The sequence below is a fragment of the Ureibacillus sp. FSL K6-3587 genome, from assembly GCF_038593165.1.
GTDB classification, from domain to species: Bacteria; Bacillota; Bacilli; order Bacillales_A; family Planococcaceae; genus Ureibacillus; species Ureibacillus suwonensis.
This window is the reverse complement of the sequence record NZ_CP151969.1, coordinates 2,747,924-2,771,654: the sequence shown is the minus strand read 5'-3', so window position 1 is coordinate 2,771,654 and position 23,731 is coordinate 2,747,924. Positions and strand designations below refer to the sequence as shown.

Sequence of the window (23,731 nt, the reverse complement as noted above, 5' to 3'; positions counted from 1 at the left end):
TTCCGGTTACAAACATATATTCTTTTGCATTCACTACATCCGAAATTTCGGCTTTTTCTTACCTTCAAATTATCTTCAAGAAAATACATACGAGTAATTAACATATCGTACCATTTTTTACCTTGTACCACAAACTTTAGCAAATTTTTCTTGAATCGATGCAGATTCTTTTTTCATTGCAGCAAGTTGACGTTCGATAATTTGTTTGCCATAACCTTTTTTTGCGGATGCAACCAATACAATCCGTTCCTTTTTCATACTTACCCCTCCATCAATTTTTTCAGAAAAAAGCAATAACGATATCCCTTTGACTCTAGTATAGCATTAAATACAAAATCATGATACTCTTCTTTAATAATTTCCCCATCGTTTGGATAATGCACACAAAAAAACATATGTATTCACTTTAAACAAAAAATAAAAAAGATTTTTATCATAATTGAGTTAATTTCATAATTCTCACCCCTTGATTTTCAAGGGATTCAAGACAATAAAAAATGGGTACCTCCCCAAATTTCGTTATAATGGTAGGTAACCAAACAAACCATACGAAAGAGGTGAGTACCCTATGACTATTGTAAAACAAATTTCTCTTTTTGACATCCATCAATTATTAGAAATGGAAAGTTCCCATCGTTATGAAGCCATTTTTAGTGCTATCGACATTCAGCCTATATTTCAATTGTTTTCTAAAAAGACATTGAAAGGTGCACCACGTGAATTGAATTATGGTGCAATGATTCAATCGCTGATTATTCGTATTGTCGAACGAATTCCAACAATGAAGGATTTAGTCAAACGTTTGGTCCATGATCCTTTATTTCGTTTCGACTGTGGATTCCTTGTGTCTGATGTCGTACCATCTGAAAGCTCTTATTCACGCATGATTCAAGTCATTAGTGAATCAGATGTGCTAGATAAAATGAACGATACACTCATCAAAACAGCGATGTTGGAAGGCTTTCTAAATGATGAACATGTCGCCATCGATGCGAGTCACTTTGAAGCTCGTGATGCTTTCACACCATCAGAAAAGAAAGCACCTAAAACTCCTAAAAAACGTGGTCGTAAAACGAAAGCTGAACGAGCTGTTTGGTTAGCCGAACAAGTAGAGAAAAAAGGAAATCAATCAACCTATGAAAAAGAACTGAAAGAACAGCTGGATATCCCATTAGAAACCCTTTGGAAGGATGTACCGATTGAGCCAAAATGGGGTGTGAAAAAGAATAGTAAAGGAAAAAATACATTCTGGTTTGGTTATAAAGCACATTTAGCTGTTTCGACGAAAAGTCAATATATCATCACTCGTTTGATGTCCTCAGGTAATTTAAGTGATTGTAAAGCTGCGATTCCATTATTGAAAAAACTTCATCACTTAGGAAACGGTCAATTTACAATCGCTATATTTGATGCTGGTTATGATGTTGAACCTATTTACCGTCAAGCCGTATCACAGTCCATGCGAGTCGTGATTCCTTACAACGTTCGCCGAGAAGGAGAATATATAGGATTCGATGAACATTTTCGTCCAACCTGTGTGCGTGAACATAGTTACCAATATGACAGCTTTGACGCTAAGTACAATACATTAAAATTCACACGTCCAAAGGAATGTGCAACTTGCCCATTACGAGAAGACACCCTTTGCCAAAAAGTTTTCAAAATCAAATGTGATATAGATATCCGTAAATTTACCTATCCAGCACGTGGGACAGAACGATGGAAACAGCTTTATCAAGAACGTACAGCAGTCGAACGCGTTAACGCTTATTTAAAGGAATACTTTCAATTAAACAATGTCCGTCATCGTACAGGAAAGAAAGCAAAAATGCATTTCAATCTGGTGACGTTAATTTATAATACCTGCAAACTAGCAGTTGATCGAATCAATGCTTTATTACAGCAACAAAACCAAGTTGCATAATTTAAAAAAAACAAAGTTTTTAGTATAGGGGTACTCTATACTTCAGAAAAACTATGATTTATGAAATTGATTCAATTATAAAATAACGCTTCCTCATATACAGGATTTGTAGCCGTTATCACAACATAAGAATCCCGGTTATCCAAAGGGATATTTTCGGCAGTTACATCTCCACTATATTCAACTAATACCATTTCATCACTTTCCATTGAATATAAAGTAATTGCCGTTGCCGGATTTAATACTGTAATTTTTTCATTTTGATATTTAGATTTTTTTTCAACTACAATTCTATCCATTTGATTTTGAAGCCTAGATAATAAAAGTCTTGCGTCGACGATTTTTCCGTTTCTAATCAATTCAACAAGCCTTAATGAATTTTCGTAAAAATCACGATATATTGAAAAATGATACATTGCTCGTTGAATATCTTTTTCTATACTGAGATACCTTAAGCTCTTTTTCATAATTGAAGATAAATGCTGTTTAATTTGATCATCTAAATCAATGCCTAACTCAAATGAATTTAAATAGTAACCTTTTTGGTATAAATCATATAGAAGAACAAGAACATATGAATCTGATATGTAAGTAGTTTCGAAAGTATCAACTACGTTTACGAATTGTCTATAATTATTAAAATATAAATCATTAACTTCGTCTAATTTATTTTTTAATTTAAAAAATTCATCAACAACTTGTCGATTTACATAAACCAAGACCTTTTTTCCTTCTTCATGGGCAGTTAAAAATTCCAAATGAGTAACAGATTTACCTTCGGAGGAAATCATTGAGCCAGCTTTAGTGTCTATAAATAATATTAACATATCACTGTCTTTTACATATTCCAAACATGTTTTAACACTATCCAATTCAGTAAACATAATACTCTCTTCAAAAATAATACCTTCATGACCCAAATTATCTAATAATTGTTTAGTTCTCATCCTCAACGTTGTCAATGAATCTTGAGCAACAGAACTAATAAAGACTGAAAGTTTATCCACTATTTTCACCTCCATTTATGCTTATTGCAGAACGAATCTGTTGTATTTATATACAATTTACAATAATCCGGTAATAAAGGGTATATGTACACTTTTATTATACTACAATCAAAAATCTTATTTTCCGATTTTTCAAATTGCTTACCAGCTTCTATCAACAATTAATTTTTATTTTTTAAAACAAAAAACAAATGCAGAACCCTGCATTCAAATCTTGCAAAGTTCTGCATTTATTATGATGAACCCCTTCATTTTATATGTTTCCCATCCCATTCATGGCAACCATCACCAGATTAGTTGTTGATGGTTGCCACTTTGCTGAAGCGGGGGCTTGCCCAAAGTTCTTTCCACTTCACAATGGACGTCACCACAATCACCAACCCAAGCGCCAACATGATGACCGATAACACGCCATTCACCATATTGAATCCACTTGCCGCTTCGTTCCAGTAGACATTTTTGATCATCCAGATGCCTGCCACATTGACCGTCACATATAGGTAAGCGAGCGGAATCAAACATGTCAGGGCGTAAATGCGTTTATCTGCGATTTTCAATACAAATGTCACCCCGCACACTAACCCGATGGATGCCATCAACTGGTTGGATACCCCGAACAGCGCCCATACGGATGCGATGTCCCCGGAATTCAATAAATACCCCCACATCAAGCAGGCCAAGGCGCTTGCACCGATTGCTCCAAGCATCGAATCCGTTTTCTTCAACGGTTTGATCACATTCCCCAAAAAGTCTTGAATCAAATATCGGGCCGTACGCGTACCGGCATCAATCGCCGTTAAAATGAAGACGGCTTCAAACATGATGACGAATTGATAGAAGTAGCTTGTCAAATGGCTGAACCATTTGATGCCTGAGAAAATGGAAGCCATCCCCACAGCCAATGTCACCGCACCGCCAGTACGCCCTTCAAGATCCATGCCGATTGCTTCGGAAAGCACCGGTAAATCCACGACCGTCATGCCTAATTGGGCGAATTTTTCAGGCGCCGAGTTGATGGCGAAATAGTCGGCCGGATGTAGAACCGTCGCGGCAACCAATGCCATCACCCCTACCACACATTCCACCAACATGGCACCAAATCCGACAGGTCGGATATCCTCCCAACGATTCAGCATTTTCGGTGTTGTACCGGAGCCTACAAACGCGTGGAAACCGGAAATCGCACCGCAGGCGATGGTGATGGATACAAATGGCCATACAGGACCCGCAACAATGGGACCGCCGCCATTAATAAAATCCGGAATAATGGCTGGAAATTGTATTGTTGGATTTATAATAAATACCCCAATGATTAACGCGATAAATACCCCAATTTTCATAAAGCTGGACAGATAATCTCTCGGTGCAAGCAGGAACCATACCGGCAAGGCTGCCGCAAAGAACGCGTAAACCGGCAAGATCATCGCCAATGTATCTTTATCTAAAGTTAATACATCCCCCAACCAAGTGCCTTGGATGGATGGTCCATAGAAGACTGCCGCAACGAGCAGAACCACACCGATGATGGTCGATAATTTGATATTTCCGGTAAACCGGTTGATCAATCCCATGATCATGGCGATTGGAATGGTGGAAGCAACGGCGAATGTGCCCCATGGATTTTCAGCCAACGCCCCCAAAATCACCATGGAAAGTCCTGCCATCGTAATGGTGATAATAAATAGCATGGCAAGGCCTGTACAAAAGCCGGCAACCGGTCCCAATTCTTCTTTCATGACTTCTGAAAGGGATTTTCCGCCTTTCATCATGGATGCGAATAACACCACCGCATCATGCACAGCCCCGCCAATAACGGCCCCAATCAAAAGCCATAAATATCCCGGCAGATATCCGAATTGGGCCGCCAACACCGGTCCCACCAATGGACCAGCCGCTGCAATGGCCGCAAAGTGATGGCCAAAAGCAATCCATTTATTTGTTGGCACAAAGTCTTTTCCGTCATTGTATGTATGTGCCGGTGTCGGTTGATCATCTTTGATTTTCAACACTTTTTTCGTAAAGAAAATGCCGTAAAATCGGTAAGCAATTACTAAAATGCAGATTGCCCCGATTACAATGGTGATTGCATTCATCCCCTTTTATTCCCCTTTCTCTCTCTACTTTCCATTTCATTATTCTAATAATCTTTTTATTTTGAATATAAACATATCCTAGCACCATTTTTGTTATATAACAATAGTTTTCTGTTTCATCTGTTATATAAAAATCAACTACATAATAATAGAAGAAATTGTTTTCACTATAAAAACCTTTAAAATCAGTTTTGCTTTATTTTTCTATATTAACGGTAAAATATTCTAGTAAATTACTATTTTTTTATAAATCTTCTAAAAATTCAATGATTTCAATGATTTCCATCCAACTTCCTCTTCTCCGAAACCGGATGGGAGGTTGAAACGTTTATATAGTACAATCCAATTCAGTTGTTTTTTTCCAAAAAGGAGTTGCAGTTTATTGTCATTGATTCATAAATACAAAGAACCCGCTTTCATCATTGTTGCGTCCATTTTTGCATGCATCATGTTATACATCATTGAACAGATTCTTTTATCCACCTATGAAATCAAAACGATCTTCAAAATTATCTTTTTTACTTCCATTCCGCTGATTTATTGGAAATGGTTTCAACCTGCCAAAAGGATGAAAGAAAAACAATCGGGGCTGCGGTTGAGCTTTGCCCTTTCCACCGCTGTTTTCTGCATCATTTGGCTTGTTTTTTGGCTCTTTGGTTCCTTTGTGGACTTTTCCAATATCCTGAAAGAACTGGAACTGTCAAAAAACGAGTATATTTTGAGAGGCATTTATATCATTTTTGGGAATTCTTTTTTGGAAGAGTTCTTTTTCCGGGGATTCATCTTCTTGAATCTTTATGAATCGGGTTACCGGAAAACCGCCTATGGGTTTTCTTCCTTGTTGTTTTCCATTTATCATATTGCGTTGTTTCAAAGCTGGTTTTCCCTTTGGATTATGCTCCTTATTCTTCTCTCATTATTTGCCGTGGGTTTTGTTTTTGACGTTCTCACGAAACGGGCCGGTTCCTTTAAAGGCTCCTGGGTGGTGCATATCAGCGCGGATCTTGCCATCATCCTCATCGGATGGGTCATGTTTTTTGCATGAAAAAAACTTCTGCACCGATAATTTGGTTGCAGAAGTTTTCAATTGGTGTGTTTAAGATTTGATCAAACGGCAATGGTCCCCTTTCAACACTTCAGGAATCCCATACCACACCCGGATCACTTTTTCGCTCTTTTCAAACAGTTGCTGATACAACCGGCCGCAAGTATCCCTCAAATGGCGCTCCTCTTTGGAAAGGGGGACGATGCCGCGGCCGATGTCTGTGCATATGCAAATCAAATTCGTCACTTCATCCAATTTCAACAACTTGGCCATCATTTGTTCCACAATTTCATCTTCGGACAAGCCTTCGTATTGGGGGACCATCTTTTCAAAATGGCCAACGATGACATAATCCCCTTTTGTAAAGGGGCCGTCCGGAATTTCCCCTTCAAAGAAAAAGATCCGCTGATTCTCCAAGTCTTTCAATGATTCCTTTACAAATTTTCTCTTACCGTTATAGGCGCCACCGATAACCGATTGCATGCTTCTCCCCCTTTCAACGATCCAACATCATCCCAAACGAAAGTGTAAATCGTTCGATGCTCTGCCGTCACTTCCTGGAAACTATGTTCCTTCAAAAATTTTGAAATCAACAATCGGATCACCCCGCCATGGACGACAAACACATACTCTCCTCCGCTGCCCACAATATGATGAAACGTGTCCAGCACCCGCTTTTCAAAATCAACAAAAGATTCGCCGTCGGGGGGCGTCACCTTGTACGGCGCATCAATCCATCGGCGATAGGTTTCAAAATGTTTCAATTCTTCATAGGTTTTCATCTCAAAATCCCCGAAATCGAGTTCCCTCAAACCGGAAAACGGGAGGTACCGGGCATTGGGAAAGTACAGTTCTGCCGTTTCCCGGCAGCGTTTCAAATCGCTGCCATAGACGGTTTCTGTATGTACCGGAACCGAGCAAACCGCCTTCCGGATCGCGATCGGTTCATCCGTCCATCCAAGATATTTCCGTTGCCAATTCGCCTTCGTTTTTTCGTGGCGAATCAGATGCACAACAACAGAATTCCCCATAGCACCAGTTCCATCCCTTCATATAATGCGCCGAGCAAATCGCCCGTCATGCCGCCGAAATGTTTGTACGTCCAGTTTCGGTAAAATAAGGCCGAAATCAGCATGACCACTAGCAAAACAAAGAAAAAAACGTCCTTCAACAAAATTCCAAACACGAGAATGATCAACAGATAAACCCCTATAAAGATCCAAAGACGACCCGGAATCACCTGTTTTTTAAAATAAGCGGCCAATCCCGACTCCTTCACATTGACCGACATATTAAAATAGATCATGATCGCCAGACGGCACAAAAGGGGCACTATAAGAACATAATAAAAAAGATGTGAAGGGCGCTGAAGGAACATCTCATGAAAAATGCCCACTTTCAATAATAATAGGACCGCCAAAGCGATCGCGCCGAATGCTCCAACCCTGGAGTCGCTCAAAATTTCCAGCCTTTTTTCTTTGTCCCGGTAGGAAAAGTACGCATCCCCCAAATCAATCCAGCCATCCAGATGCAAACCGCCTGTCATGGCCACATTCAGCACCGCCACCAAAATGGCTAAAAAAAGCGGGGAAAATTCAAAATAAACATCATTTAATCGGATCACCAGTACAACCGCCATTCCCATCAACAGGCTGATAAACGGCATTGCGCCAAACATTGCTGTCACGCTTTTGTCCGTCATCGGAAGCGCCTTCCGGATGGGAAAGGAAGTAAAAAATTGCAAAGATAATAAAAATCCATATACTAAATTTTTCACAAAAACACCGCCTATTTCCTACGTACATTGATTCCATAATCCAATTCATACGCTTCATCGCAAATTGCCACAATCCATTGATGAAGCTTGCCGATCAGTTCACGATATAAATTGACTTCCTCATAGATTGAAGAGGCTTCATCGAGCACTTCATTCGATACCAACAGCACAATGGCACCGTCCTGTTTCCATCGCCCGACCGTTTGTTGGAATCTTTCAATCGATTGTTGAATTTTTACATATCGATTTTCACTCTGTTCCGTTTTATACAATACATTGTTTAACCAGGTCGTGATACAATCCCACAATACAATGTCGTCCGCACCGAAAGTCGCTTGCGGCAGGTCATCGGCGACTTCCATTGTCACCCACGGCAATTGTGATCGTTCCCGGTCATTTTGGTGCCGGCGTATCCGCTTTTTCATTTCTTCATCAAAAGGGACGCCGGAAGCGATATAAAATAACCCTTTCTGATGCCGCCCAAAAAGGGTTTTCGCATAGTGTTCCGCAAAGGCGCTTTTTCCGCTCCGGACTCCACCGGTAATAAAAATGATTTTGCCCACCTTGTCCGCTCCTTTTAAAATCAACAAAAAATAATGGCTGTCCAACAATGAGTATATCATTGAAAGGACAGCCTGAATCAAATAAATTTCCTATTTCCATTCCATGCCGACACGACGGATTTTATAATCCAAATGAATTTGAATATCCAAATCCTTGTACACTTCATACCAGCCCTTATCGTCTTTGACCTTTTCATGCCAATATTTCGGATATTTCGCCCTCACCCTCGCTCCAATTCCAAGAATATCCGATTCATCTTGCTGAAGTCTTTTCATCAGCTTGGACAATGCTTTTTCACCGTAGTTGGATAAAGTCTTTTCGAGCTCCTCCAGCCTGTCTTTGCTTAAATCATTTACATGATTTTGTTCTTCCACAAACCCTTCTATTTTCACATTGATGGTCACTTTCGGTTCACCATCCACCAGTTTCACCGAAATTTTCGACTTTCTTCTTTGCGGCTTGATAAGGTATACTCCGCTTTGATCCTCCGTTTCAACAACGTTCGAATATCCTGCGGGATTCATGCCTTGCATCGCCAATATGGCACCTGTATCGGTCGGTGTCAGTTTTCCAACCATCTTATCTCCTTTAAAGTACGCGAGCCCATGCACGAGAATATGATCCCCCATGGATTTGACGAGGGGAATCATGGCATCCACCCCGATATCCGAAAAATCGATCCATATCTTCCCCAAAAACTCTTTCGGCAATTTTCCGAATCGTACCGCATCTTTCAATGTGTTGGATAAATATAAAGAAGGTATCGTTTGGATTGGGGGCGTGGCATTCAATATATCTTGGGCCTCCCCCCCATCTGTAATCATGAGCCAGGCGCTTCTCCGAACTTCATAATCCCTTCTCAAAAAATCCATGATCTCACTGATTCCGTTTTTCGCGATTTCTTCGCTGACGACAATAATTTGAATATGTCCCAAATATATTTTCTCAGCCAGTTCCTGTTGCAAATTGGACAGCGCATCTTTCATCGTATAGCCGTATGTGACCAACAGCCAGTCCGTATCTTCTGAATTCGTTTCTCCACCGCCGGGACCGAGCATGATTTTTCCCGGAACCGCCAATTGGGCCGTCAGTTTGTAATACTTTTGATCTTCACGAACCGGAAAATCCCCTTTCGAATGGGTCACTTCATACTTTTCCACTTCTTCCCTATCATCGGTAACATCGATGGAGATGGCAAGAATCATCGCCCTTTCTTCCAGCTCATATCGGTCCCAGCACCCGCTCAACAACATCAGGATTGGAATGATAGCCATAAATAATAGGACCCTTTTCATTGCACTCCCACCTTTTTCCGGAAACGGCCTATGACGATCAAACCGAACGGAAGCAATATAAAGAGAACTGTCACAATTTTAGCGATGGTGATGACATATTCAAAAATTTCATATACATTGTTTGGAATTAAGGCAACCACGAATATGATGGGGATCATAATCGTTGAAATAAAGGCAAACCGGTTCGTCCGAAAAATCTCTGCGGTTCCCCGGACAATGACAAAAAAGTAAGACAGCAATGTGGTAAAAACCGCAAAAATCCATGTTATGAGAATGATTGCATCCACTCTTGATAATACTTCTCCCGGTATTTCGATCACCCGGCTCAACGACAATGCAGGCCAATGAATTTGCTCCAGCTCTTTCACCCCGAATACGCCAAGAGCAACGATAATGGTATACAGGATGGCGAGCCCGCCCAGGAAGAAACCCCAAATCCCGTTTTTTACCATGCTTTCGTTATCCTTTATATAAGGGATCAACAAGGAGATTACAAAAAAATTGGTGATTGCGGAGGACATCTCGAAAGCACCGGACATAAACTCAAAAAAGGATAAATCATGGCCGAAAATGGGCAATAAATGATAACTTTCCATATCTTCAAAGGCAAGAATAAAAAAGACCATCGGAATCAATAAAAAAGGCAAATAGAACGTATGAATATAAGCGAAGGTGGAAACATTGTGGAAGCCGACCAATGCGCAAAGAATGATCATTAAAGCGATGGATATTTCGATCGGTGTGTTCGGCAATAAACCGCTGGCAAGGACTTCCGAAAATTGCCGAACCTCAAGCCCCATAAGGAAAATGGTCAAAAGGATGATCATGTAATTCATCAAATTGCCCACAAATTTCCCCAATATTAATCGGTTGCATCCGATGATGGTATAATTTCGATATTTCCTGCCCAATAAAGTGATAGCAAGGACACTCAAAAATGATATCAACAGCCCGACAACGCTTGCCAATATTGCCGCTTCCCCCACCTTGGAGGCAACGAATCTTGGCAATACCATCAAGGATACCCCAATGATTGAACTTGCAATAATGATGGCCATTTGAATGGAACTGATTGAATCGGTATGTTTCATATTTTTTCCCTTTCTTCTTTATCGAGGAAATTGTAATTGGTATAGTGCTTTTCCATTTCTCCCAGACGTGTTTGATCTTGCGGATGAATATTGGAAGGACGTTTTTTTAATTTATAAAACGGAAACCGGATAATGGAATCCTTCATCGCTTTCATATTGAATGGCGCATAAGGATCCATATAAGGCACACCGAAGGAACGCAAGGACAGCATGTGATTCACCACAACCATAAGACCTAAAGCGAGCCCCAACAAGCCGAGGGTGCCTGCCAAAATAATGAGAAGAAATCGCAGCATGCGGAACGTATTGGCCGCATTATATGAGGGAATCGCAAAGGATCCGATGGTGGACATTCCAATGATGACAACGGTGATGGGACTGACAAATCCCGCCTGCACCGCTGACTGTCCAACAACGAGCACCCCGACGATGGATAAGGCCCCGCCGACTTGTTGCGGCATCCGCACACTAGCTTCCCTCAACACTTCCATGGCGAGTTCCAACATCAACACTTCAAGGACGACGGGAAACGGAATGCTGTGCCGCCCGCTGGAAGCCGCAACGACATATTTCGCCGGAATCAATTCCGGATGAAAAGAAATGACGGTCACATAAAGGGAAGAAAAAGTCAATGAAAACAAAAGGGCGAGAATCCGGAAAACTCTCACGAATGAAGAAATGACCCAGTGTTCATTGTAATCTTCCGTTGTATGGTAAAACTGATTAAACGTGGCGGGTGCGATCAGCGCGGATGGGCTCCCCTCAAACATTACCGCCACACGGCCTTCCAAAAGATTTCCCACCACTTTGGTCGGCCTTTCGGTATTGATCAATTGGGGAAAAGGCGATAACGGATTATCTTCAAGAAATTGCTCCGCATAACCGGAGTCCAGAACCCCATCAATTTCAATCGCATCGATTCTTTTTTTCATTTCTTCCACCAATGTGGGGTTGGCAATATCCTCGATATAACAAACCACCACTTTCGTTTTCGTTCTTGCCCCCACTTCCGATTCTTCCACCCGGAATTCCGGAATGGGCAGGCGGTAACGGAGCAAGGCAATATTCGTGGACAAATGTTCGATAAAACCGTCCCTCGCTCCCCGTACCACCCGTTCCGTTTCCGGTTCCTCGATGCTCCTTTTTTCTTTTGTTACAACATCCAGTTCCAGCGCCTCAGCGATCCCGTCGATAAAAACAACCGCTTTTCCCTGCACAATGGAGCTGATAATCGTTGAAAAGTCTTTCACTTTTTTTACATCGTTGAAATAAAGGATATTGTCGATGAGAAATTTTAGGATGTCCAAGGGTTCTTTTTCAGGAGCTTCATAATGTTGCAATGGTTTTATGACGTCATGATTGATGACCTCTTGATCCACCAAAGAATTCAGATAAACAATGGCGGCATGTCTATGTTGAAAAAGTTCAAAGGTCCGCAAAGAATAATCCATATCCTTATGAAAAATCTCTTTCAGCAGGCGGACATTGTCATCCAGAATGCCTGTCATTTGTTTATCCTTATATTCGTTCACTATCTTGCTCACCGGATAAATGGACGTTTGATCTGTCTTATGATTGCTTTTCTTGAAGAACGGTGACAATCCAATCACCTACCTGAATATTTCATGTTTTTGTTGTTATTATGTTCAAAGAAAGATATTCCATACATGCGATTATTTTCTCTTTGCTTGATTTCTATTCTCACTTAATTTAAGATTTTCTTATTATTTCCTTTTCATTTGAAAAAAAGGAGAATTGCAGCTTTGGAAACTATGAAAAGTGTTTCATATAATCGGAATTTGATTGTCAGTATATTGCTTGCAGCATCTTTTGTTTCTTTGCTGAATCAAACGTTGCTCATCGTGGCATTGCCATCTATCATGGAAGAATTTTCCGTCAGTCCGACACTGGCCCAATGGGTGACAACGGGCTTCATGCTGGCCAATGGCGTCATGATTCCCATTACCGCCTTTCTGATTGAAAAATATAGCAGCAAAGCTTTATTAATTTTTGCTCTTGGCATTTTTGCCATTGGAACCTTGATTGGTGCCGTCACGCCGAATTTTTGGCTGCTCATCGTTGCAAGGATCGTTCAGGCCATCGGGGCGGGTATGTTGATGCCGTTGATGCAGACGGTGATTTTCTCCATCTATCCCGTGGAAAAACGCGGCGCAGCGATGGGGATGAGCGGATTGGTGGTCGGTTTTGCTCCGGCTATCGGACCGACTCTTGCAGGATGGATCATTGACCACACTTCCTGGAGATTTTTATTTTATACCGTTTTGCCTATTACACTGATCGTATTCGTCCTTGCCATCTTTTTAATGAAGAATGTGACAACACAGCATGAACGGAAACTGGATGTGTTATCGGTGATTTTATCTTCCTTTGGATGGGGCGGCCTCCTTTACGCGACAAGTATGGTGGGGACTTATGGATGGACGGGGCTGAATGTCATCCTTTCCATCCTGATCGGCTCCATCTCATTATTCTTTTTTATCCGGAGACAATTTAAACTGTCCCAGCCGATGTTGAATTTCACCGTGTTCCAATCCAAGGAATTTACGTTGACGACGATTCTTTCCATCGTCGTATTCGGGTTGCTGATCGGCATTGAAACCATCTTGCCGATTTTTGTTCAAAATGTCCGACAAGGCACGGCCCTCACCTCCGGATTGATGCTTTTGCCAGGTGCCATCATTACCGGTGCCATGTCGCCGATTTCCGGAAAGCTGTTTGACCGGTTCGGCGTAAAAGGGCTTGCCATCATCGGATTCAGCTGTATTGTACTGGCAACCATTCTGTATAATTTCATCGGCCAGGATACGTCATTTGCCGCTATTTCCGCGATCTTTACAGTTCAAATGCTGGGATTTGCCTTGCTTTCCATGCCTTTGATGACAGCAGGGATCAATTCATTGCCACATGAACTCATTGCCCATGGCACGGCCATGCATAACACGATCCGTACAGTCGGCTCTTCCATTTTCGCCGCATTGCTTGTGACCGTCATGAGTTTTGGCAATATCCAACACGATGGGATCTTTAAAGGAATCAAAATCGCCTTTTTCGTTGCGATGCTTTTCGGTGCGGTCGGCCTTCTTCTCTCCTTCTTCCTTGCAAAAAAGGAAAAGCGTCCGATGGAAAGCGCGAATTGATCGTTTCCTAGCAACACTATATAAGGATAGCCGGGCGGAAAGAAATGCCTGAATCTATCCTTTCCACCCTTTTGTTATCAGAAAATTCCGTCATATGTTGGACGGGCGGTTTAAAACAAGAATCATTGATTGAGAGGCGGGGTCACCTTGAAACGCATTCACTATAGTTGGGTTATATTAATCATTTCATTTTTCTCCATTCTGACAGCAGGAATCGTGGTTTCATCCTCAGGCGTTTTCTTGACCCCATTTGAGAAAGAATTTGGCTGGGACCGCTCCATCATTTCCCTTTCCTTTGGGATCTGCATGCTTTTCTACGGAATGGCTGGCCCTTTTATGGCCGCCTTATTGGAAAAATGGAAATTGAAGAAAATGATGCTCGCTTCAATGGGAATTTTGCTGGCCGGGCTCTTTTCGACCTTCTTCATGAAACAATCCTGGCATTTGATTATCATCTGGGGAACAATCCTTGGTCTCGGTTCCAGTCTGTTATTAACCGTATTAAGTCCCTATGTGGCGAATCATTGGTTCAAGGAAAAAAGAGGGCTTGCCACCGGGATCCTGGCAGCGAGCACCGCAACGGGCCAGTTACTATTGCTACCCATCTTGGCGATGATTATTGAAAATTATTCATGGCGCTGGGCAATCGGGTTCATCATTGCGATCCTGATGGTAATGACCCTGATCATCTTTTTCTTTATGAAAAATTCGCCCAAGGAAATGGGGATTTTACCCTATGGCCAACTTGAGGAGATGGAGGAAACAAAGAATACCCAACATGGCAATCCTGTCGTGGTAGCATTTGGGGGATTGGCTGAAGCCGTAAAGAAAAAAGAATTTTGGTTGTTGGCCGGAAGTTTCTTTATTTGCGGCTGTTCAACAATAGGGCTGATCGGGACCCATTTTGTATCCTATTGCATCAGTTTTGGGATCCCGCTTGTCACCGCAGCTTCACTGCTCTCTTTTATGGGGATTTTTAATATTTTGGGGACGACGCTCTCCGGTTGGCTGTCTGACCGTTTTGATAATCGATGGCTGCTATTTTGTTACTATCTTTTAAGAGGAACTTCTTTAGTGGTGCTACCATTTTTATTAATGAACGGCCACATTGCCTGGCTTATTGTATTTACCGTGTTTTACGGCTTGGATTGGATTGCCACGGTGCCTCCAACCATCAATATTTCAAGGCAAATTTTTGGCGTGCAGAAGAGTGCGGTCATTTACGGCTGGGTATATGCTGCCCACCAGGCTGGCGCCGCTTTCGCCGCCTACGGGGGAGGACTGGTCTATAAATATTTTAATACATATACATGGGCTTTTTTTATGGCAGGCATTTTCTGTATATTGGCAAGCCTATTTGTCATTGTGATCAAAAAACAGCAACATTAGATTTTCAAATTTATCCATAGGGGGACATTGGGTGAAGATATGCACCACCTCAATACCCATAAAAAAGAGGCTGGGACATAACTAATAAAGTGAACGAGCTGCAAAAAAATTTTTTGTAAAAAATTGATATCACAGAAAAATGATTGGAGTGACGGGGCGAGTGCTCCTGTCGCTCCGCTTTCGTCGCAAAGCAAAAGCTTTCCTGCGGGAACAGCCCGAGTCTCGAGACCCCGCAGGAGCGAAGGTTTGAGCTCCGAGGAGGCTCGAGCCCAATGTCAGAAACTTATACAACCAATAATTTACAGTTAGTAGGCAACCATCTGGTTGTCTACTTTTAAAAATACTATTCAACCTACAAAGTGTTGATAATTTTCTAAAATCGGCTAAAAAAGGCAATAGGATGCCCGGGGCTTAAATTTTTATTTTTTTAAGCCCCTAATTTATTTACATTTAATAAACAAATAGGTTATATTTATCCTACGTATTGTTTATAGACACCTTTTTTGGTTTAGGGGATACTTTGTTGAGGACAGACCATTCCTTCGTGGGTAGCTTCTCCCAAACCGAATAGGTGTCTTATTTCTTATAATCACTTTCATGATTTTTGTAAACATTCTCTCTCTTTTGATTGGACAATCTTCTAATAATAAGTGAACCATCCTATCTTTTAATTTTCCTATTAAGATATTTGTGTTTACTTGATAATCATGTTTTCGTCTTTTTTTCTTACTCTCCTCATTAATTGTTTCATTGGCATCATTTCTCAATAAACTGACCATATTCGATAAATATATTGATGCATAGAAATCTTGTTCAATTGCGATTTTCGAACTACCCGTGAAATTTTCTATTTCGATTTTATTTTTCACATCATTATATTCTGTTTCAATTCCCCAGCGTTTAAAATAAAGAGATTTAAACTCAGAGATATCAAACTCTTCCTCGGTTAAATTTGTGACAAGTATTTCTTCCGTGCCAGAATCCAGTGGGAATCTAACTACACGAGCAGTAATCACTTGTTTCCTATGTATTATATGAATGTTTTGATCAGCATCTTTCGCTTCGACAATTTCCTTTATCGTATTTTTTTGACATCGCATCACATATTTGATACCAAGGGCATCTAAATAGGCAATAAAATCTCTCGATGGATACCCTCGATCAAATAAAAAAAGATCATTTTTTAATCCAATTTGTACGAGTTCTTCAATCATATCCTTTGCACTATCTCGCTCAGCTACCTTATATGGATTGATTCTAGAAGTAATAATGATTCCATTCTCAAGATCGTAAATACAAGAGGCACTAGCTCTTGCATAACTTGTCTTATGATTTTTTCCATACCCAAAATAATTTCGAAGCTCCTCAGTATCAGGAATTTGGAGCACACTTCCATCGATTGCGCAAAGTCTAAATCCACGATAAGTTTTAAAGGAATTTTCTTCATAATACCAATTCACAATCGCTTTTGTAAGTTTTACAAAAGCGAGAGGAGAAATCTTTTTTCGTGCGGCTGAATAGCCTTGTTTGGAAATACTAATTTCTGATAAATTAAATTTGTCGAAAAAGTCGTCAAGTTCAATTTGGAGGCTCTTTTTAACAAAGTTTAAGCTAAATAGAATAGTATTTTTAAAATTTAACTTCTTTTCTTTTCGTGTAAAATACGTTTCTTTTGTCCGAGATTCAAGCATAAACATCACATCATTCAGCAACTTTCGAGTAATCTCAATTGCCCCTAAAAAAGTACTTTTTGTTTTCAAAAAAACCACCATCCTCGTTTTATTAACCAAAAATTGGATTCTAAAACGATTTTGGTGGCCTTTTTAAAATTACAAGAGGCTTATTACCTAATTTTATAAAAGTTAAATTAAATATTATTTTCCATTAAATGTAACGTTAAGTTGATGACATTGGGCTCGAGCCGGGCCCGCGGAAAGCGTCCCCGGAACGGAAATCAATTTTCTTCAATTATCAAAAAAACACCATTTTTCTCCCGTGAGAAAATGGTGTTTTTTATCTTTTGTCCCAGCCTCTTTTTGTCGGATGAATGGCCTGGCTTCTATTTGGATTATTATTATTCAAATATTTCCGGATAAATTGTTTTGGCCATTAATTCGGCTGCTTCTGCAATGCGTGGACCAGGTCTGTCCAAAATATTCGCATCCAGTTCATAAACGGCCCCATTTTGAATAGCCGTAACAGATTCCCAACCTTGGCGAGATTTAATTTCTACTGTTGGATCTTTGCCATAATTCACCGTTGTAATAATTGCATCTGGATTGCGGTTGATAATGTCTTCCTCAGATATTGAAAACCAACCATTTTGATCTCTATAAATATTTTCAATCCCCGCTGCTTCAATTAACTCTTGCTGGAATGTGCCTGAACCAATGGACCAAATATCCGGTGCAGGAGCGATTTCAAAATAAACTTTTTTCTTCTGCTCTATTTTATCTGTTTTTTCTTTCAGTTCAGCAAATTGACCTTTGATTTTTTCAACCAATTCTTTACCTTTGTCTTCAACGCCCATCACTTGGGCAATTTGTCCAATGTCGCCGTACACATCCTCGATGGAGCTGGCGGATTGGATGACAAACACTTTCAATCCCGCGCTTTCCAACTGCTCCACTTGTTCCTCGCCGCCCATTGTGTAGGCAAATACCACATCCGGATTCAATTCAATGACCCTTTCCAAGTTCACATTGATTGTGTCGGATACTTTTTCAATGTTTTGCACTTCTTCCGGCCATACGTCATAATCCGTAACACCAATAACTTTGTCTCCCACGCCTAATTCAAACAAAATTTCCGTATTGCTTGGCTGCAACGAAATGACGGTTTCAGGCACTTTATCAAATGTGATTTCCACCCCGCGATCATCCACCACCGTGTATGAATCGCCGGATTTTTTGGCATCTGTTTCTTTTGGCGCCGCTTCATCATCTTTGCCGCAGCCTGCTAATGCCAAGGCAAGTATAAGTGCAAGTAAAAAATAGATTCTCTTCAGCTTCATTTCTTACCCCTCTTTATTTCTTTATTTTCCAGGAACAGATTTGCTCATAAATGGTATTTTTTCTGCCCCTTTGTTTGCATCATAAGAAAAATTATACATTACATGCCGGACATTTTCCATAGAGTTCAAATTTATGGGATTCAACGGAATAACCTGGTAGCATGGATTCCATCATTTCCAATGGGCATAACGATACTTCCTTCACCATTCCGCATTTCAAACAGATGAAATGGTGATGATGGTGATCCACTTCGCAATGCATTCGGAAATTTTTTTCCCCATTCAATTCGGTTTCTTCCAATATCCCTAACTCGACAAAGGTTGCGAGATTCCGATAAATCGTATCATAACTCATGCCAGGATAATCCTTTTTCAACACTTCCAACAAATCCCGGGCAGTCAAATATTTATCGGTCGCTTCAAACATCGATAAAATGAGCTCCCGTTTATCCGTTTTTTTGTATCCATTCGCTTTTAATATTTCCCAAGCTTTTTCCCGGTTCATTGCTGCGCCTCCTTCCGAACCGCTTTTTTGAACAAGATGACGATAATCAAAATCAGAATCGAAGTCACGACAATGGTTCCGCCCGGGGCCAAATCCAAATAGAAGGCCAAAATCAATCCAGCGATCACCGCCAATTCCCCGAATAGAACCGAATAAATCATCGTCTGCTTAAACCCTTTCGCCAACCGCATTGCACTAGCAACAGGCAGCGTAATCAATGAAGAAACAAGCAGGATCCCGACAATTCGCATGCTTGCGGCAATGGTCAATGCAACCACGACCATGAACAGAAAATGGATCATTTTCGCCGGAAGCCCTGACGCTTTTGCATACTCTTCATCAAAGGATAACACAAACATTTCTTTAAAAAAGAATGCCAAAAATAACAACACAATGAAAGCAATGGCGAGGATGATCCATAAATCATGTCTTGAAACGGCGGAAACCGTGCCAAAAAGATAGCCCATCACATCGGTGCTGAAACCATTGGCCAGGGAAATAAAGATGGCGCTCAAGCCGATTCCGCAGGACATGATGATCGGAATCGCCAATTCTTCGTAATGTTTATATAAAGCCCGTAACCTTTCAATAAAAACAGAACCAAGCACACTGGCCGCTATTCCAAAATAAATGGGATTGAGGAAACCCAATGCGGCCAGATTCTGATTTACCAATAATCCCCCCGTAATCCCCGCCAAAGTAACATGGGAGAGCGCATCGGCAATCAGGGACATTCTGCGGACCACAATAAACACACCCAACAGAGGAGCAATGAAACCTATAATGATTCCGGCAATAAAAGCATTTTGTAAAAATTCATAATGAATGATTGCATCTAACATACCCGCTCTCCTTACACCGCCCGTACGGAATGACCGTACCACTCATAAATTTGTTCTTTTGGAATTTGATTGTATTCTTCCATGTTTCCGTAAAAAAGAATGCGCTTATTCAAAAATGCTACATGACTGATCTGGTTGGAAGGCGTTTCAATATCATGAGTAACCAAAATGATGGTTAAATTGTGTTTCTTATTTAATTCTCCCAACATATCATAAAATGATTGAACCTGTTTGATATCCACGCCGACTGTCGGTTCATCCAAAACGAGCAATTTGGGTTCAGAAATCAATGCCCGCGCAATAAACACCCGTTGCTGTTGGCCGCCGGAAAGTTCGCCAATATTGCGGTGTTGAAACTGCTCCATTCCGACAGCAGCCAAAGCTTCATGCACCCGTTTATTTGCATCCTTTGGCAACCGTTTAAATAATCCGGCTTTTTTCGTCAATCCACTTTGCACCACTTCCTTCACGGTTGCCGGAAAGGCGGTGTTGAAAGAATTGGATTTTTGCGAAACGTATCCAATCCATTCCCGATGCTGGAATGAAGAAACCGGTTCGCCAAAAAGCGTTACTTCTCCTTTGGCTTTCAGCAACCCTAAAATAATTTTCAATAAAGTGGATTTTCCCGAACCATTCGGACCGACAAGGGCTAAAAAATCCCCTTCATCCACTGTTATAGAAACGTTATTTAAAACGGGATCCGATCCATAGTTAAACGAAACATTTTTCAACTCGACAAAAGGTTTTTTCATCGTTTCTCTTCTTTCTAATTCATAATCATTACGATTTACATTTTGTAAGTATACGAGATTTGCGTATCTTTGTAAAGGTTTCTTGCTTGATCAATGGAAAGGATGACGAGATGAATCAGATTATTGAATTTTGGGAGTCATTATTATCGAAATCCGATAACGAAATCAGGAAAATGGCGAAGCAATACGGAGTGGATTTGACGATTGAGGAGATCCGGCAACTCCGGCCACTGGCTCAAAAGGCCAACATCACCTGGCTTGTGACGGGAATACCGGATTGGGTTTTGAAAGAAGCCGAGCGAATATTGGGTTCGAAGAAATTTAAAAAATATAAGAAGATGCTGGATGATTTGAGATAACTAATCGAGTAGGAGGGAGCGATTAACTCCCGTCCTCTCACACCACCGTACGTACGGTTCCGTATACGGCGGTTCAATTAAGATCATTGACGCAAGTTTTCATAACGAGCTTCAAGACTTTTCAGCCCTTGGTTTCTCCAATAGGAGTTACCAAGGGTTCTGTGTAATATTGGACTTTTTGAAATACGCCAATAACTCTTCCGAGTATTTCCCCATTCATACGCTTGCCATTGTGGTACGCCAAGTTGAATAAGGTTGCGCATCTTTGTTTTCGGTTTCTTCCAGTTCTTCCATAGACACATTCGAAGTCTTCTACGAATCCATTTATCTAATTCAAGGAATATAGATTTGGTGTCTGCTAACGCAAAATATCCACACCATCCCATTAGATATTGATTCAGTTTCTGAATGCGGTATTCCATCGGGTAGGGCATCTTGCGTGATGTGATTTCACGAACTTTATTCTTCATTCGTTTAAGGCTTTCTTTTGCGATACGAACCTTTGGCTCTTTATGATAGGTAAAGCTAAATCCTAGAAACTTACGTTTCCATGGACGGTCGACCGCTGATTTCTTTTCATTTACTTTCAGTCGTAGTTTTCCTTCAATGAATCGTTGAATGCTTGCCATTGTGCGAAGTCCTGCTCGTTTACTTTTCACGTAAATGTTACAGTCATCCGCATATCGAACGAATTTGTGTCCTCTTCTTTCCAATTCTTTATCTAGTTCATCTAGTACAATGTTAGATAGTAGCGGACTTAATGGTCCTCCTTGTGGAGTTCCTTCTAATGTGCTTGACACCACACCATTAATCATGACTCCCGATTGTAAATACTTACGAATCAATTTCAGTAATGGTTTATCTTGGATTCTCTTCGCGAGTGTACCCATTAATCTGTCATGGTTGACCTTATCAAAGAATTTCTCCAAGTCCATATCTACAACCCATCGATGTCCATCTCTTATATATTCTTTCGCTTTCCTCACCGCATCATGGGCACTTCGGTTTGGTCTAAATCCGTAGCTGTTTTCAGAGAATGTAGGGTCATACACTTTTGAAAGTACTTGGGCGATTGCTTGTTGAATCAAACGGTCTGTTACGGTAGGGATTCCTAGTAAACGAACACCGCCGTCAGGTTTCGGGATTTCGACTCTGCGGACTGGCATTGGTTCATAAGTTCCCTTGAGAATTGCCTCCTTAATAGATAGCCAGTTTTCGACTATGTGCTGTCGTAGGTTTTGTACGGGCATCATATCTACTCCGTGGCTTCCTTTATTCTGTTCTACACGTTTTAGTGCTTGAAGCATGTTCTCCCGTGACAGGATTTGATTCAAAAGCATCGTTATTCTCCTTCCGTGAATAGCTGTTCTCTTTATGCCAGTGGTCACTCCACCCTCCAAGAGGTCCCCCACGGGATTCACCGCTTCCTTCCTCAAGTGAGGTACTACGTTTTCTGTTTCATCATGACTCACTGAATGCCAAGGGCTATTCTCTCTTCATTGTTCGGTCCTTCTTAGTTGTTCTAGACCAACTAATACTATGACCTCTGCTGACTTCTGACGGTTCAGCTACTTATCACTAAGTAGGTTACGAAGAGTATTTCACATATCCGCCAGACCTCCCCGGGTAAGTACATGCACTTTCACACCATCTATCCGCCTCATTTACTCGATATGACCTTCGACAGAAAGAGCTTTGTTTTGTTATGCAAACTCACTCAATCATACCTAGCCTTATATGAGGTTCGTGTTCCTCGGACCGGTGTTTTGCCTCCTGCTTCCTTCAGATTCCGCGTCACCACGGACACCATTGTGTTGAGCTAACCTCTACTTCTGTCTTCGGGGTTCGGGACTTACACCCTATCGTTCATGTACATGCCGGGCGCACAAAAAGAGCGAAAGGGACTATCCCCCATTCGCTCTTTTTGTTTGAACAAGTAATTGAGGAAGGTTTGCTTCGACTATGTTGTGATGAGATGGAAATCGGTCATATTTGCGCTAAGTCAATTTTTGGGGCTTCCCGGCAATGGGATATCCGCCAAAATCGGAGGTATCTCCGCCATTTTGCATTGGTTTTCCGCCAAAATTATGAATTTATCCGCCAAGCCAATTATTTTAAGCTTCCCGGCAATGGAATATCCGCCAAAATCGGAGGTATTTCCGCCATTCTGCAGTACTTTTCCGCCAAAGTTATGAATTTATCCGCCGAGCCATCATTTTAGGCTTCCCGGCATTGGGATATCCGCCAAAATCGGAGGTATTTCCGCCATTCTGCAGTACTTTTCCGCCAAAGTTATGAATTTATCCGCCGAGCCAATTTTTTTGTCTTCTCGGCAATAGGATATCCGCCAAAATTGGAAGTATTTCCGCCATTCTTCAGTTCTTTTCCGCCAAAGTTATGAATTTATCCGCCGAGCCTTCATTTTAGGCTCCCCGGCAATGGGATATCCGCCAAAATCGGAGGTATTTCCGCCATTCTGCAGTACTTTTCCGCCAAAGTTATGAATTTATCCGCCGAGCCAATTTTTTTGTCTTCTCGGCAATAGGATATCCGCCAAAATTGGAAGTATTTCCGCCATTCTTCAGTTCTTTTCCGCCAAAGTTATGAATTTATCCGCCGAGCCTTCATTTTAGGCTCCCCGGCATTGGGATATCCGCCAAAATCGGAGGTATTTCCGCCATTCTGCAGTACTTTTCCGCCAAAGTTATGAATTTATCCGCCGAGCCATCATTTTAGGCTTCCCGGCATTGGGATATCCGCCAAAATCGGAGGTATTTCCGCCATTCTGCAGTACTTTTCCGCCAAAGTTATGAATTTATCCGCCGAGCCATCATTTTAGGCTTCCCGGCATTGGGATATCCGCCAAAATCGGAGGTATTTCCGCCATTCTTCAGTGCTTTTCCGCCAAAGTTGCAAA

General features: G+C 41.2%; 22 protein-coding genes. 6 read left to right on the top strand and 16 right to left on the bottom strand.

Annotation, left to right across the window (positions count from 1 at the left end):
• Nucleotides 1-117: 117 nt before the first annotated feature.
• Nucleotides 118-258: a hypothetical protein gene (locus NSS77_RS13705; protein ID WP_342469248.1), complete on the bottom strand. Its 141-nt coding sequence runs from the start codon at nt 256-258 to the stop codon at nt 118-120.
• A gap of 310 nt (nt 259-568) precedes the next feature.
• Here NSS77_RS13705 and NSS77_RS13700 point away from each other — a divergent pair, with 310 nt between their 5' ends.
• Nucleotides 569-1,924 carry a transposase gene (locus NSS77_RS13700; protein ID WP_340714247.1) on the top strand — a complete coding sequence of 452 codons (1,356 nt, stop codon included), beginning with the start codon at nt 569-571 and terminating at the stop codon, nt 1,922-1,924.
• Between the two features lie 71 nt (nt 1,925-1,995).
• Here NSS77_RS13700 and NSS77_RS13695 read toward each other — a convergent pair whose 3' ends face one another.
• Nucleotides 1,996-2,931 (bottom strand): DUF4062 domain-containing protein, encoded by a 936-nt coding sequence (locus NSS77_RS13695; protein ID WP_342469247.1) that lies wholly within the window; start codon nt 2,929-2,931, stop codon nt 1,996-1,998.
• Nucleotides 2,932-3,224: 293 nt separating this feature from the next.
• Nucleotides 3,225-5,024: a carbon starvation protein A gene (locus NSS77_RS13690; protein ID WP_342469246.1), complete on the bottom strand. Its 1,800-nt coding sequence runs from the start codon at nt 5,022-5,024 to the stop codon at nt 3,225-3,227.
• Between the two features lie 382 nt (nt 5,025-5,406).
• Between NSS77_RS13690 and NSS77_RS13685 the strand changes: the two genes are divergently transcribed.
• The gene (locus NSS77_RS13685) at nt 5,407-6,069 is read left to right on the top strand and encodes a CPBP family intramembrane glutamic endopeptidase (protein ID WP_342469245.1); all 663 of its coding nucleotides are present in this window, start codon (nt 5,407-5,409) and stop codon (nt 6,067-6,069) included.
• Between the two features lie 51 nt (nt 6,070-6,120).
• Here NSS77_RS13685 and NSS77_RS13680 read toward each other — a convergent pair whose 3' ends face one another.
• The 7 genes from NSS77_RS13680 to NSS77_RS13650 all read right to left on the bottom strand — a co-directional run bounded on the left by NSS77_RS13680 (nt 6,121) and on the right by NSS77_RS13650 (nt 12,328).
• A complete protein-coding gene (locus tag NSS77_RS13680) occupies nt 6,121-6,552 on the bottom strand; it encodes a bifunctional adenosylcobinamide kinase/adenosylcobinamide-phosphate guanylyltransferase (protein ID WP_342469244.1) in 432 nt (143 codons plus the stop codon).
• Nucleotides 6,504-7,100, bottom strand: a complete 597-nt coding sequence (locus tag NSS77_RS13675) for a histidine phosphatase family protein (RefSeq protein ID WP_342469243.1) — start codon at nt 7,098-7,100, stop codon at nt 6,504-6,506. Before NSS77_RS13675 ends, NSS77_RS13680 begins: the two co-directional genes overlap by 49 nt.
• Nucleotides 7,073-7,846: an adenosylcobinamide-GDP ribazoletransferase gene (gene cobS, locus NSS77_RS13670; protein ID WP_342469242.1), complete on the bottom strand. Its 774-nt coding sequence runs from the start codon at nt 7,844-7,846 to the stop codon at nt 7,073-7,075. Before cobS ends, NSS77_RS13675 begins: the two co-directional genes overlap by 28 nt.
• 11 nt (nt 7,847-7,857) lie before the next feature.
• Entirely contained in the window at nt 7,858-8,409 is a 552-nt protein-coding gene (locus tag NSS77_RS13665) for a bifunctional adenosylcobinamide kinase/adenosylcobinamide-phosphate guanylyltransferase (protein ID WP_342469240.1), read from the bottom strand.
• Between the two features lie 90 nt (nt 8,410-8,499).
• The gene (locus tag NSS77_RS13660) at nt 8,500-9,705 is read right to left on the bottom strand and encodes a Ger(x)C family spore germination protein (protein WP_342469239.1); all 1,206 of its coding nucleotides are present in this window, start codon (nt 9,703-9,705) and stop codon (nt 8,500-8,502) included.
• Nucleotides 9,702-10,796 carry an endospore germination permease gene (locus NSS77_RS13655; RefSeq protein ID WP_342469238.1) on the bottom strand — a complete coding sequence of 365 codons (1,095 nt, stop codon included), beginning with the start codon at nt 10,794-10,796 and terminating at the stop codon, nt 9,702-9,704. Before NSS77_RS13655 ends, NSS77_RS13660 begins: the two co-directional genes overlap by 4 nt.
• A complete protein-coding gene (locus tag NSS77_RS13650) occupies nt 10,793-12,328 on the bottom strand; it encodes a spore germination protein (RefSeq protein WP_342469237.1) in 1,536 nt (511 codons plus the stop codon). The genes NSS77_RS13655 and NSS77_RS13650 overlap by 4 nt, the downstream gene beginning before the upstream one ends.
• Before the next feature lie 240 nt (nt 12,329-12,568).
• Here NSS77_RS13650 and NSS77_RS13645 point away from each other — a divergent pair, with 240 nt between their 5' ends.
• Both NSS77_RS13645 and NSS77_RS13640 read left to right on the top strand, forming a co-directional pair.
• Nucleotides 12,569-13,954, top strand: coding sequence for a DHA2 family efflux MFS transporter permease subunit (locus NSS77_RS13645; RefSeq protein ID WP_342471291.1), 1,386 nt, complete (start codon nt 12,569-12,571; stop codon nt 13,952-13,954).
• A 147-nt stretch (nt 13,955-14,101) separates the two neighbouring features.
• Complete coding sequence (locus NSS77_RS13640; protein WP_342469236.1) at nt 14,102-15,343, top strand: MFS transporter; 1,242 nt, start codon at nt 14,102-14,104, stop codon at nt 15,341-15,343.
• 488 nt (nt 15,344-15,831) lie between these two features.
• Here NSS77_RS13640 and NSS77_RS13635 read toward each other — a convergent pair whose 3' ends face one another.
• The 5 genes from NSS77_RS13635 to NSS77_RS13615 all read right to left on the bottom strand — a co-directional run bounded on the left by NSS77_RS13635 (nt 15,832) and on the right by NSS77_RS13615 (nt 20,455).
• On the bottom strand, nt 15,832-17,112 hold the full coding sequence (locus NSS77_RS13635) for an IS4 family transposase (RefSeq protein ID WP_340715701.1): 1,281 nt from the start codon (nt 17,110-17,112) through the stop codon (nt 15,832-15,834).
• Nucleotides 17,113-17,417: 305 nt separating this feature from the next.
• Complete coding sequence (locus tag NSS77_RS13630) at nt 17,418-18,356, bottom strand: cobalamin-binding protein (protein ID WP_342469235.1); 939 nt, start codon at nt 18,354-18,356, stop codon at nt 17,418-17,420.
• Nucleotides 18,357-18,447: 91 nt separating this feature from the next.
• Complete coding sequence (locus NSS77_RS13625; protein ID WP_342469234.1) at nt 18,448-18,861, bottom strand: Fur family transcriptional regulator; 414 nt, start codon at nt 18,859-18,861, stop codon at nt 18,448-18,450.
• Nucleotides 18,858-19,703: a metal ABC transporter permease gene (locus NSS77_RS13620; protein ID WP_342469233.1), complete on the bottom strand. Its 846-nt coding sequence runs from the start codon at nt 19,701-19,703 to the stop codon at nt 18,858-18,860. The genes NSS77_RS13625 and NSS77_RS13620 overlap by 4 nt, the downstream gene beginning before the upstream one ends.
• A gap of 11 nt (nt 19,704-19,714) precedes the next feature.
• Nucleotides 19,715-20,455, bottom strand: coding sequence for a metal ABC transporter ATP-binding protein (locus tag NSS77_RS13615; protein ID WP_342469232.1), 741 nt, complete (start codon nt 20,453-20,455; stop codon nt 19,715-19,717).
• A gap of 110 nt (nt 20,456-20,565) precedes the next feature.
• Between NSS77_RS13615 and NSS77_RS13610 the strand changes: the two genes are divergently transcribed.
• The gene (locus NSS77_RS13610) at nt 20,566-20,814 is read left to right on the top strand and encodes a hypothetical protein (protein WP_342469231.1); all 249 of its coding nucleotides are present in this window, start codon (nt 20,566-20,568) and stop codon (nt 20,812-20,814) included.
• An 83-nt stretch (nt 20,815-20,897) separates the two neighbouring features.
• Here NSS77_RS13610 and ltrA read toward each other — a convergent pair whose 3' ends face one another.
• Complete coding sequence (gene ltrA / locus NSS77_RS13605) at nt 20,898-22,154, bottom strand: group II intron reverse transcriptase/maturase (RefSeq protein ID WP_342471290.1); 1,257 nt, start codon at nt 22,152-22,154, stop codon at nt 20,898-20,900.
• 635 nt (nt 22,155-22,789) lie between these two features.
• On the opposite strand from ltrA, the gene NSS77_RS13600 reads away from it, so the two are divergent.
• Nucleotides 22,790-23,035, top strand: a complete 246-nt coding sequence (locus NSS77_RS13600) for a hypothetical protein (protein WP_342469230.1) — start codon at nt 22,790-22,792, stop codon at nt 23,033-23,035.
• Nucleotides 23,036-23,731: the final 696 nt, after the last annotated feature.